Origin of the sequence: Acidaminobacter sp. (genome assembly GCF_030247605.1) — a bacterium.
Lineage (GTDB): Bacteria > Bacillota > Clostridia > Peptostreptococcales > Acidaminobacteraceae > Acidaminobacter.
This window is the reverse complement of the sequence record NZ_JAOTSB010000016.1, coordinates 14236-26352: the sequence shown is the minus strand read 5'-3', so window position 1 is coordinate 26352 and position 12117 is coordinate 14236. Positions and strand designations below refer to the sequence as shown.

12 protein-coding genes are annotated in these 12117 nt (G+C 49.7%); 3 read left to right on the top strand and 9 right to left on the bottom strand.

The window, feature by feature from the left end; genetic code table 11:
- Positions 1-220: 220 nt before the first annotated feature.
- The gene (locus OEL90_RS08935; RefSeq protein WP_291401558.1) at positions 221-919 is read right to left on the bottom strand and encodes a hypothetical protein; all 699 of its coding nucleotides are present in this window, start codon (positions 917-919) and stop codon (positions 221-223) included.
- 495 nt (positions 920-1414) lie between these two features.
- On the opposite strand from OEL90_RS08935, the gene OEL90_RS08930 reads away from it, so the two are divergent.
- Entirely contained in the window at positions 1415-2815 is a 1401-nt protein-coding gene (locus tag OEL90_RS08930; RefSeq protein ID WP_291401556.1) for an amidophosphoribosyltransferase, read from the top strand.
- A 104-nt stretch (positions 2816-2919) separates the two neighbouring features.
- On the opposite strand, the gene OEL90_RS08925 is transcribed toward OEL90_RS08930, so the two are convergent.
- A complete protein-coding gene (locus OEL90_RS08925; protein ID WP_307730940.1) occupies positions 2920-3423 on the bottom strand; it encodes a Csac_0668 family 2Fe-2S cluster-binding (seleno)protein in 504 nt (167 codons plus the stop codon).
- A gap of 214 nt (positions 3424-3637) precedes the next feature.
- Here OEL90_RS08925 and OEL90_RS08920 point away from each other — a divergent pair, with 214 nt between their 5' ends.
- Positions 3638-4777 carry a putative sulfate/molybdate transporter gene (locus tag OEL90_RS08920; protein ID WP_291401552.1) on the top strand — a complete coding sequence of 380 codons (1140 nt, stop codon included), beginning with the start codon at positions 3638-3640 and terminating at the stop codon, positions 4775-4777.
- Between the two features lie 39 nt (positions 4778-4816).
- Complete coding sequence (locus OEL90_RS08915; protein WP_291401550.1) at positions 4817-5029, top strand: TOBE domain-containing protein; 213 nt, start codon at positions 4817-4819, stop codon at positions 5027-5029.
- Between the two features lie 111 nt (positions 5030-5140).
- On the opposite strand, the gene OEL90_RS08910 is transcribed toward OEL90_RS08915, so the two are convergent.
- The 7 genes from OEL90_RS08910 to OEL90_RS08880 all read right to left on the bottom strand — a co-directional run bounded on the left by OEL90_RS08910 (position 5141) and on the right by OEL90_RS08880 (position 12103).
- Positions 5141-6118: a gamma carbonic anhydrase family protein gene (locus OEL90_RS08910; protein WP_291401548.1), complete on the bottom strand. Its 978-nt coding sequence runs from the start codon at positions 6116-6118 to the stop codon at positions 5141-5143.
- A gap of 116 nt (positions 6119-6234) precedes the next feature.
- On the bottom strand, positions 6235-6819 hold the full coding sequence (locus tag OEL90_RS08905) for a nitroreductase family protein (RefSeq protein ID WP_291401546.1): 585 nt from the start codon (positions 6817-6819) through the stop codon (positions 6235-6237).
- Positions 6820-6841: 22 nt separating this feature from the next.
- Complete coding sequence (locus tag OEL90_RS08900) at positions 6842-7051, bottom strand: hypothetical protein (RefSeq protein ID WP_291401544.1); 210 nt, start codon at positions 7049-7051, stop codon at positions 6842-6844.
- Positions 7048-8079, bottom strand: coding sequence for an ABC transporter ATP-binding protein (locus OEL90_RS08895; protein ID WP_291401885.1), 1032 nt, complete (start codon positions 8077-8079; stop codon positions 7048-7050). The genes OEL90_RS08900 and OEL90_RS08895 overlap by 4 nt, the downstream gene beginning before the upstream one ends.
- Positions 8080-8093: 14 nt before the next feature.
- Positions 8094-9104 (bottom strand): ABC transporter ATP-binding protein, encoded by a 1011-nt coding sequence (locus tag OEL90_RS08890; RefSeq protein ID WP_414635020.1) that lies wholly within the window; start codon positions 9102-9104, stop codon positions 8094-8096.
- 196 nt (positions 9105-9300) lie between these two features.
- A complete protein-coding gene (locus tag OEL90_RS08885) occupies positions 9301-11097 on the bottom strand; it encodes an ABC transporter permease (RefSeq protein ID WP_291401542.1) in 1797 nt (598 codons plus the stop codon).
- Positions 11098-11116: 19 nt separating this feature from the next.
- Positions 11117-12103: an ABC transporter permease gene (locus OEL90_RS08880; RefSeq protein ID WP_291401540.1), complete on the bottom strand. Its 987-nt coding sequence runs from the start codon at positions 12101-12103 to the stop codon at positions 11117-11119.
- Between the last annotated feature and the right edge of the window lie 14 nt (positions 12104-12117).

Below are 12117 nucleotides of genomic sequence, written 5' to 3'. Positions count from 1 at the left end.
TCCTCAGTCAAACGCAGATTGAACTTTACAGGTCCCTTACATGCTGCTCTGAGCGTTGGTTTAACCAGTGTTTGTCGCTATCAACTACAGTGATTTTATAAGACTTAAGTTGAATTTTCCAATCGAAAAAACTGATCACTCTCCCGGAACCATCAGTTTTTTCAATCGTTATGAGTCGTCGACAAAATTTTATAATGTTTTTCCTATTGAATATCCATGTTCAATTGTCGGTAAGGATCATCTTGACCAAATGGCGCTCTTCGGCGATCGAAAGAGTATTTCCTGGCGGAAAGAGGCCTTCCAAAACCATCGGCACCTTCAAGCCCTTAATTTTCTCAAGGCAATTCAACTGACACGTGGTTTTGAGAGGCATTCGCCCCCGACCGTCAACATGACCGCTGAGGTGAACCCGTTCAATTCTGTGGCGCCAAGTCTCAAGAATCCTTTCCAAATGTCCATGGTCGCGAGTGGCTTTGTTCAGGTTGAGGGATACGCGCCACGGGTAATTGTTGAGGAAGTTTGAAAATCGTTCCCAACTTTCCGGTACAGCGGTGTTTTCAAGAACAATCGGAAGGCCTGATGCCACAAGACTTTTCGGATTCTGAATGCAGTCACAGTGGAAGACGACCGACTGAATCCCGAGCCGGTCAACTATTTCAGTAAGCTGAACGACCAATTTTTCAGATCTGGCGCTTTTCCCATAAGCAATGCCATGCCAGGGGGCATGCAGCGCGATCTGTTTATAACTTCCAGCAAACTCACACGTGTTCAAAAAATCGAGAAACTTTCGCACCATGGCTTCTGTGCTGAGAGCAATTTCAACATGTTCAAAACCCAAATTCCGGCCAATCAGAAGTTTTTCCTCCGGCGGGATGTCCCAAAGGCAGAACGCCGCGGTAGATATCGCAATTTGATCCAAATACCTCACCCCTATGCAGAAAAACTGCGCTTGACGTTTGTATCTTAAAGACAAGTCCGCCTATTCAGGCATACAATTCATACGTCAAAACGCGTCATCTATGTGAAATCTTAGCATTCTCTGACATAAAACGCCAATAGGATGTTCTGATGATTAACGCTTCTCTATTAAAGAAGTAAATAGAGCAATATATCCGAACAATTAATAATCTATTCCACCACTTTGTCCGTCAACACCTCAAAAAGCTATGCCGATGGTCCCATTCACCTGAACTTTGACTGTCTAAACCGCACATTCCCGTCCACATGACTGGCAAAACCAAAATTCTGTACATTTTTCTATTGTTCTGCTTTTTAATTCGTGTAATTTGCATATTTTCTTTGTATACTGTATCATAGAACAAAAGCTAGTCATAAATTTTAGAGTTTTTACGAACTTTTTATTATTTTCCTCTAAAAACCAACACTAACATTATTGCCAAGGGAGCGTGTAACAATGGGAGGACTTTTTGGGGTTGTTTCCAAAAAGGATTGTGTCTTTGATGTCTTTTTCGGTACGGATTATCACTCGCATCTGGGAACCAGTAAGGGTGGTATGGCGATTCTGGATGGAAATACGATTCACAGATCGATCCATAACATTTCCAATACGCAATTCAGAGCCAAATTTGAAAGTGAACTTGAGGAGTTTAAAGGCAACATGGGCATAGGCTGCATCAGCGATGCGGAGGCTCAACCTCTGACCGTGCGTTCACACCTCGGCCAGTACTCCATCTCCACCGTGGGCAAGATCAACAACGTGGATGAAATCATTGGCGCTGCTTTCGAAAATCGCATGGTGCATTTCATGGAGACCAGCAGAGGCGTCATTAATCCTACAGAATTGGTTTCTGCGATCATCGATACGGAAAACTCCTTTGTAGACGGGTTAAAAAGGGCTCAGGAACTTATTCAAGGCTCCTGTTCCATTTTGCTGCTCACTACCCATGGGGTTTATGCCGCGAGAGATAAGTACGGGCGTACGCCGCTGATCGTAGGCAAGAAAGAGGATACCTATTGCGTGACTTTTGAGTCCTGTGTCTTCGCCAACCTGGGCTATGTCTTTGACTACGAACTCGGCCCGGGGGAAATTGTTCTGCTGAAGCCCGAAGGCATCGAGAAGATTGTGCCCGCCAGAAAAGAAAAGAAGATTTGCGCCTTCCTTTGGGTGTACTACGGCTATCCATCCTCAACCTACGAAGGCGAAAGCGTTGAACTTATGAGGTACAGAAATGGCGCCTTAATGGCTAAGAATGACACAGAAGAAATCGATGTGGTGGCTGGTGTCCCGGATTCTGGTGTCGGCCACGCCATAGGCTATTCCAACGAGTCAAAGATCCCTTTTGGACGACCGTTTATCAAATACACACCAACCTGGTCCAGAAGCTTTATGCCTCAAAATCAAGAAGTGCGAAATCTTGTTGCGCGAATGAAACTCATGCCAATTCCAGAATTGGTGGAAGGCAAGCGTCTTCTCATGTGTGACGACTCCATTGTCCGCGGCACACAGCTGAGAGAAACCGTGGAACTGCTTTACGGCTGCAACGCCAAAGAAGTCCACATCCGTTCTGCCTGCCCGCCACTGGTGTTCGGCTGCAAATTCATCAATTTTTCTTCCTCCCGGTCGGAAATGGACTTGGTGGCACGACAGGTCATCATTGACATTGAAGGCAAAATTCCTGACTCCCTAAAGGAATACTGCGATCCGGATTCCGAGAAATATGGCATGATGATCGATGGCATCCGAAAGCACCTCAATCTCTCCACGCTCAAATTCCAGAACATCCACGACATGGTGGACGCGATCGGCATTGGGGAAGAAAACCTCTGCACCTATTGCTGGACGGGAAAAGAATAGTATAAAAAGAGCTTGTTTGAAGAAACTGCCAGTGGTCAGTCTTCTTCAAACAAACTCTTTATTTTTTTCTCAATTTCAATTGAAAAGGGTGTCAGCAGCTGCGCCTATCGACCCTGAAACTCAGTGTCTGACACCGAGTTTCCCCCGTCGCCCACATTGCCCTTCATGGCCTTCCCTTGGTCGATGGCCTCCTGAATCACCGAATGACAGCATACGCCTAGGGGATTGCTCAATTTGCAGTTGGCGTTCTTCATGGCGCCTGTCAGCTGATTCACGTCTTTTACCGTACTTGCGCCATGATCAACGACCGCATGAATGACGTCTTCCACAGTAACACGACTGCAATAGCAGGCGTATTTGGGATCTGCGTCTTTCTTGAACCATACGGGAACGCTAACCTCATGCTTTAAAAATCTTAAGTCACCTGAAGCCTCATAATAGACTACGTCACACGCCTCCTCCATGCATATGAAGTAAGCATCTCCAGCATCTACCTTGTCTTGATGCACTGCCTCTACCAGATGCTTCACCGTAACGCCCCCTACCGGTCGCCCCTGCTTGCCGCAGTGTGGGCAGGCCTTTTGAGGCACTGCTTTCATTTCAGACATAAATTTCACAGTAGTAATGTTTAAACTTTCCATCTCCGACCTCCACATCCCAGGTACTACTTATCCAATATAGTCCAGTCATCCAAATAAGATATCACAAAATTATATCACACGGGCAAACCACATTTTCATAGATAAGCAGTTTCTCATTGGGTATAAACATAGCATAATTTATAATCAGCGCATCCTCCCCAATTTGCTGAAAGGTGGTTTTATGACATCTGACAGAAACAAAAACAAAAACAAATACAACTTAAACGAATGGGCCGGCGCTTTTGGCGATCTGGGCGTCTTTATTCCCTATGTTATAGGATACGTTTCAATAGTTGGGCTGAATCCTGTGGGCGTGTTGTTTTCTTTTGGCATCCTGATGATTGGAGCCGGTCTTTTTTACAAAACGCCAATGCCAATCCAACCTATGAAAGCAATCGGCGGCGCGGCCATCGCCAGCGGAGGCGCCATATCACCCCAGGTGATTTGGGGCGCCGGGATTGCGACCGGCATCATCTGGTTGCTCCTCGGTGTCAGCGGTTCCATGAAATGGATCGCCAAAATCATTACAAAGCCGGTGCTTCAAGGCATAATGCTGGGCCTCGGCATTGCGTTTATGCTGGAAGCAGTCCGCATGATAAAAACAAATTTAGTAATTGGTCTAGTCAGTTTGGCACTAATTTTGATCTTGAATAAAATGGATAAATTTCCGTCTATCTTTGTCGTCTTAATCCTCGGATGTGTCATTGCCGCCTTCCAGCAGCCAGCCATCATTAATTTCAGCCTGATGATCCCGGAATTCAAAACACCGGCCGTGACTTTAACCTCACTCTCCTGGAATGACATCCTCTCAGGCACACTGTTGCTCGCCCTCCCACAAATGCCGCTGACCCTCGGAAACGCAATCGTCGCGCTAACCTCTGAAAACAACCGGTTGTTTCCAGCCAGACCGGTTTCAGAGCGAAAAATCGCAATCTCCCATGGCATTATCAATCTTATTTCACCTATTTTAGGTGGTGTCCCAGTCTGCCATGGCGCGGGCGGACTGGCGGGTCATACCAGATTCGGTGCCAAAACAGGCGGCGCCATGGTCATCCTCGGAGGTATTCTTGTCATACTATCCCTCTTCTTCAGCACATCGATCATTTTATTGCTTGAAGCCTTGCCAAAATCCATTTTAGGTGTTCTTCTCTTTTTCGCAGGATTGGAGTTGACCTTAAGCACCAGAGGTGCCAGTCAGGAAAGGGAGAATTATATCATTATGCTGGTAACTGCCGCAATTGGCATTTCCAACATGGGTGCGGGCTTTGTCGCCGGCGTTCTTCTTCAGCAGTTAATTCAAAGACGTATTGTCAAAGTATAGCCCTAACAAACAGCCCCAAATAAAAAGGAGAGAAAATCAATGAGAATGAGCGCAAGAAACCAACTCAAAGGCAAAATCGTCGACATCAAAGAAGGTGCAGTCAATTCCAAAGTCACTATTGAGCTTGCAGGCGGACAGCTTGTCACTTCTATCATCACCATTGATTCCGTCAAAGAGCTGGGACTGGAAGTCGGCAAAGAAGCTTTCGCGATTATCAAAGCTTCCAACGTCATGATTGGCGTGGAAGATTAATCCACTGAAACTCGGCGAAAATTAAATGATCCGTATAGACAAAAAGCGTCAGTCTCTCGGGACTGGCGCTTTTTGTGTCCATCTCAAATATTATACCAATTACTCCAGGTACTACTCCCGAATCGCCCAATCCGGAAACTTCATAATATCCGTATTAACCCCGACAACCTTAGCCGGAAACCCTTCCATGATCTGATGATCTTCCACGACACTGCGCTGCTTGACCAGACTGCCGCACTTCACCAGGGTATTGCGCCCCAGAACGCTGTAGTCACACACAATGGCCCCCGCTTCAATCACGGATCCGGCGCCTATAGAACAGCCATGCACAATACAGCCCGGACCAATCGTCACGTTGTCCTCAATAATCAGCGCATTGTCAGGCAGGAGATGCAGCACCGAATTTTCAAGAATCTGGACATTGTTTCCAATCCTGACTGGGCCATGGGTATTGCCTATGATCCGCACACCGGAGGCAATCTTTGAGTTTGCTCCAACGACTACATCTCCTGTAATCTCTGCGGTATCGAAAATAAATGCGCTTTCATCGACAAATGGCACTTTGCTGCCAAACGGGTAAAGTTTCCCCATAAGATCACTCTCTCTCGGTTCTATTTGAAGCTTATGCCGGGCAACAGGCGCTAAGGTCACATCATTCCCCCGCATTCTCGAGATCATGGCTTTGTCCTGTTCTGTCAGTTTTCTGATGACGCGCCCCGGCCGCCCGACTACCACGGATTCTTCCGGGATCACTTTCCCTGGCGCGACTACTGTGCCTTCACCAAAGATACAATAGTCACCCACCTTCGATCCCGGAAGAAAAATAGTCCCATTGCCAATTTCGCATAGATCCCCAATCTCAGCCCCAAGGACAATACACTTGTGCCCAAAGATGGTTTTGCTTCCAACGACCACCGGATACGCGGAGGTTCCAATCACAACCGAATTTTCAAGGACCATGCTTTGATTTCCGAGGCTCACCGAATCCTCCTCAGATCTCAAGATAGTGCCCTGCGCAACGTAAACCCCTTCACCCAGAGTTACAGCCCCTATCACTCTGGCTGAGTCCTCAATTTTATGATGCGTCATGCAGCCACCTCTTATTCTTATTCGCTCGGAGGTTGGATGGCGGTATCTGCCCCCCCCTTCCATCGCCCTCTTCCAACGGAGCAATCTTTCCATCATTTCGTGTCACAAAACCACATTCAATCTTCCATTCGGCTTTGATACAGGATCTCCTGAATAGATTTTCTTGGGGATGGCTTCTCTTTATCAAAATTTTTAGGACTGAGCGCCTCTTTGTCGCCATAGTAACCCACGGCCACCGCCGCAATGATGCTGAGCTCCTCCGGAACGCCAAAAGCCTCACGAATCTGATCCCGGCTATAGCCCGCCATGGCATGGGTGATCAGCCCTCTTCGCTCCGCCTCAAGGCTAAGGTATCCCCAAGCCGTGCCTGCGTCAAACAAATGCCAGCGGTTGGGCTTCTGATTATATTCAAAGTTTTGCACTGAGAGGATCATCATAAGGACGGACGCACTCGATGCCCACTCTCTATTCGAGTCCGTTAAAGCCGCTTTGATCCTTTCAAAATTCGAATCACCCCGTCGGCCCACAATTATGCGCCAGGGCTGCTCATTAAAGCAGGAAGGCGCGTAACGCGCCGCTTCCAGCATGCCCATCAGGTCTTCCTCCGGCACGGTGCGCTCCGGATCAAAGGCCCTCGGTGACCAGCGCGTTTTAATTTCATCTATGACCTCATAGTTAAACTCTCTGTTCTCCAGTTTCATACTGTGCCCACCTCATTTCAACCTAATTAAACCAAACCTTTGTCGCGAACAAAATGAAGAGAAAAAAACCAAAGATAAACGCGAATCCCACAGCCAAACCTGCAGCCAGTGCAGACCGCGTCAGCTCCGCAGCTTCCCGGCGGCTCATGTCAAGTCCCGAACCGGCCGTATATACCCCTGGGCGTTCCTCCGCCTCTCTTACGGGAATCTCGACGTCCTCCCACAGCCTCATCCTATTCGCCTCCCATCCTTATACAAATGGCACGCCACCTGATGGCCCGCCCCTATAGTCTGCATTTGAGGGACTTCCAACTTACAGATCTCCATGCAGTAGCTGCAGCGTGTATGAAATTTGCAGCCCTCAGGGGGATTTGCCGGCGACGGGATGCTTCCCTCCAAAATGATGCGATTGGTCTTCACGTCCGGATCCGGCACAGGTATCGCGCTAAACAGCGCCATAGTATAGGGGTGCAGCGGATTGTCAAAAATGGATGCCTTGTCCGCGTACTCCACCAGATTTCCCAGATACATGACCCCCACCGTATCCGAAATGTGCTCAACCACCGAAAGGTCATGGGAAATGAACAGATAAGTCAGCCCGTATTTGGCCTGCAGCGCCTTCAGCAAGTTGATGATCTGCGCCTGAATCGACACATCCAGGGCCGACACCGGCTCGTCGCAGACAATAAATTCCGGATTCAGCGCCAGAGCCCGCGCAATGCAGATCCGCTGCCGCTGCCCCCCTGAAAACTCATGGGGATACCGGTCCTTGTGGTACTCCTGCAGCCCGCAGTCCTTCATAATGCCGGTGATATAATCATCAAACTTCTCCGGCGCCACCAGCCGCTTCTCCCGAACCGCCTCTCCAATAATTTCGCCCACTGGCATCCGCGGCGACAGGCTCGAATAAGGATCCTGAAAAATGATCTGGATCCTCGGCCTCAGCGCCCTCAGCGCCCTTCGGTCCAGCGCGTGAATGTCAATCCCGTCAAAAGTCACCGACCCGCTCGTAATCTCCGTCAGCCTAAGGATGGTTTTGCCGATGGTCGTCTTACCACACCCCGACTCCCCCACCAACCCCATGGTCGTGCCTCTTTGGATAGAAAAACTGACGTCATCCACCGCTTTAACGTAGCCCTTAACCTTTGAAAACAACCCGCTTGAGATGGGAAAATAAGTCTTGAGGTTTTTCACTTCCAATAATGAAGCCTCCGTTAACGAAACCTCAGATGGTCGCCTTTCGAATCGGTCTTCCTTCATCCGTTTATCATCAATCATTTTCCCACCTCGCTTACAGCAGAATAATGGTAGCAGGCAGCACTGTGTGTCCCGGATATTGAAAATGTAGGCGGATAGTCCCCGTTGCACGCCTCAAACGCCCTATTGCAGCGATCCCTGAAATAGCAGTAATTCGGCATATCAATAGGATTCGGCACCGAGCCCGGAATGCTGTAAAGCTGCTCAGCGCTCCTGATCCGGCTCGGTCTGCTGGCCATGAGCCCCACAGTATATGGGTGCGACGGGTGGTGAAAGACCTCTGCCGCCGTCCCCTGCTCTACAATTCGGCCCGCATACATAACCACCACATAGTCCGCCATTTCGGCAATGACCCCCAGATCGTGGGTAATCAGCATGATGCTGCTGTTGATCCGTTCCTTCAGCTGCCTGAGCAGATCCATGATCTGCGCCTGAATGGTCACGTCCAGGGCTGTGGTCGGCTCATCCGCTATGATCAGCTTTGGCGTACAGGCCAGTGCCATGGCGATCATGGCGCGCTGACGCATACCTCCAGACAACTCATGGGGGTACATGTCATAGACACCCTCCGCATTGGCAATGCCCACAAGCTTGATCATTTCAATAGTCCTGGCCTTAACTTCTTCGCTCTTCATGCCTTCATTGTGAAGGGCTATGACCTCATCGATCTGCATGCCGACCTTGAAAACCGGATTGAGGCTGGTCATGGGCTCCTGGAAGATCATCGAGATTTCATTGCCACGAATTTTTTGCATTTTTTCTGTTGGAATCCTGACGAGATCAATCGTCAGGTCGTCTGTCGCAAAGCGAAGCTCACCTTTGACCACCTGTCCCTGAGGCCGCTGCACCAGCTGCATGATGGACAGCGCCGTCACCGACTTGCCGCAGCCGGATTCTCCAACGACGCCCACCGTCTTGCCCCTGGGTACTGAGAAGGTCACCCCGTCCACGGCTTTGACGGTACCAATGTCAGTGAAAAACCAGGTGTTGAGATCCTCTATTTCCAGGATGTTTCCCGGATCCTTCATGACTGCCGTATATTCAGACTCCGGGACATTTTCCCGGTTCCTCACCCTTTCAAACTCGTCCGTAATTCTCCGGTTCTCCCTCGAAATCTGCCTGATTTCCTTAGCGCTCATGTAGTTGACGCTTTTAGCGGAGCCCCGGCCATTTTTCCTGCCAAACCACTTCTGAATTAAGCCCTTTTTTTGCTCCATAGCGCACCTACCGTTTCATCTTAGGGTCAAAGGCATCTCTGAGACCGTCCCCGACAAAGTTAAACCCAAGCACTGTCAGGAGGATCAGCATACCGGCGGGTATCCAGACAAACCAAAAGTTCGTCATTTCATAAGCGGTCGTCACACCGCTGATGATGTTGCCCCAGGACGCCAGCGGAAACTTGACGCCGAGTCCCAGAAAGCTCAGGGTCGATTCGTAGAGAATGACACTGCCCAGTCCCATGGTCGCGAAAACGATCAGCTGCGGGACCACGTTGGGCACGAGATGCTTAAAAATCCGTCTGCCAACCGACAGCCCTGTGGCCTCTGCCGCGATCATGAATTCCTGCTCCCTAAGGGACAAAATTTGCCCTCTGACCATCCGCGCGATCCCCGGCCAGCTCATAATGCCCAGGATAAACATGAGATAGTAGATCCTGAGCTGTGGATCTATTTCCAGTGTATCCATAATTGAACCCAGGATAATCAGCAGCGGGAGAAACGGAATACAGTTGAACACATCCACAATCCTCATGATCAGCATATCCACCCATTTGCCAAAATAACCGGCCAGACCGCCCAGGATTACCCCAATCGCGGACTCCAGCAGCACGACTATAAAACCTATGGTGAGTGAGATGCGGCCGCCATACATCAGCCGGGTCATCACGTCCATACCATGCTTGTCCGTCCCCAGCCAATGGGTCCAGGATGGCTGCTCGTGAATGGAAATCAAATGCGTCAGCGTATCCGACTTAACGGTGTACACGTTGTTCAGTCTGGACAGGCTGTACTCGATCTCTGCGCCGGCTTGATCCGCCTGAACAAAACCGGCTTCACCAGCCGCGACACTCTCAATCAGCTGCTTTTTGAACGCCAGGCTCAGAAACACATCCTGTGAAATAGGCTGAATCGCCATTCTTGAAAAAATGGCATAAGGAGTTTTTCCACCGTCCGTCACAGCGTAGATCACCGAAAGGTTCTCTTCCTCTTCAATTTCAAAAGTCTGACCGTCTACGGTGAAGCTGCTTACATTCTCCGCCCTGACCGCCTTCTCTGCCTCATAAGCAAAGCTGTAGCCGATGGTCGTTCCCGCAACTGCCGGTTCCAATATATTCTTCGATTCTATAGCCGCATCCCCGGTCCTGCCCAGCACGTACTCTCTCCCGTTCTGTGTGACCGTGTATAGGACACCCTCAGAGGTAAACTGCGTCGCGCCGCTCAGAATCGCCTCAGTGGCTGAGGCGCGTAATGATTCAGTCAAGGCTTCGCCATCCAGCGCGTTGATGGCGACTATGCCTCTGAAGCTGGTGATGTCCGCAATAGGCTGAGAGGACACGATCCTGTAAAAGGCGTCGCCTTCCTCCACAATGACATATTCCGTATCTTGGTGAGTAAAAGTTGTTTTCCCGGTGTTTCTTGCCAGTATGAATTTGGCGTGGGCGGCGGCGTTGTAATCGCGACCATCGGCCATCACATACCTGTACTCTTCGTTATAAGTGACACTGGCGTATTCCTTCGACATGGTCCCGATATATTTGAAAACCTGGGATTCATCATAAGGGGACACCAGTCCGCCAATGAAGGAAAAGACAAACATAAACGCAATGATTATGAGGCCTATGATCGCGAGTCTATTCCTCAAAAATCGCTTGATGACCAGCATGCCCGGCGACAGGACCTTGAGCCGCTGCTCATCCGACAGGGCGCTGGATCTGCTGACGTGCTCTTCCGGCGGCTTGTCCTCATGAAGGTTTTTATGGGGTCTGTCTTTGATCTGAATGCTTTCTTCACGATCCATCATTGTCTCAGGGTCACCTCCCTCATTTAATCCTGACCCTTGGGTCGACAACCGCGTACAGAATGTCCGCGATCAGGGTGCCAAGCAGCGTTAGAACAGCCAGAAAGATCATGTAAAACATGGTGAAGGGGATGTCCCCGCTGACCATGGCTTGATAGCCGGTGTAGCCAATGCCCGGGATCTGGAAGAGCGTCTCAGTGATCAGCGCGCCGGCGAACAGACCTGGCAGGGATCCGCCCAAAATGGTGACAATGGGGATCAGCGTATTCCTGAAGGCGTGGTAATTGATGACCCGCCTCTCAGAAAGGCCCTTGGCTCTGGCGGTCCGGATAAAATCAGCGTTCAGAACCTCCAGCATATTGGTGCGGGTGTACCTCATAAGGCTTCCGACGCCAATGATCGTCAGCGTCATGATGGGCAGCACAAAATGGCTGGAGACATCCATGAACTTGCCAAAGGCATCCAGCTGCATGTAGTCCCGGCCGACTTTGCCGTATAAGTCAAACCACCCCAGCCAAACTGAGAAGATCAGTTTGAGGACGGTGGCGAAAAAAAAGGTCGGAAGCGATATGCCAAGCAGTGCGAACACTGTGATTGCATAGTCCGATCTGCTGTATTGCTTCCTGGCGGCATGGATCCCCAGCGGAATGGAAATCATGATCTGGAGCACCATGGCAATAGAGGCCAGGATAAAGGAGTCCCAGATGACATCTGTGAACTTCTGGGTCACCGGCACATTGAACACCCACGAATCGCCAAAATTCCCTGTAATGGCATTCGACATCCACTTGAAAAAACCCGGCACAAGGCCAATGTTGAGTCCATAGGCCTGCTGAAGCTGGAGAAGCCAATCTGTGTAGCTCTTGGCTCCGGGCCTCATGGACAGGGTTCTCGCCTGGGCTTCCACATAGGACGTCGGCAAGCTTCGCATAATCATGTAAATGATCAGGGAAACAAAAAATAATAAAATCACTGAAATAAAAAGTCTTTTCAGCACATATCTGCGCATCGCGAACCCCCACT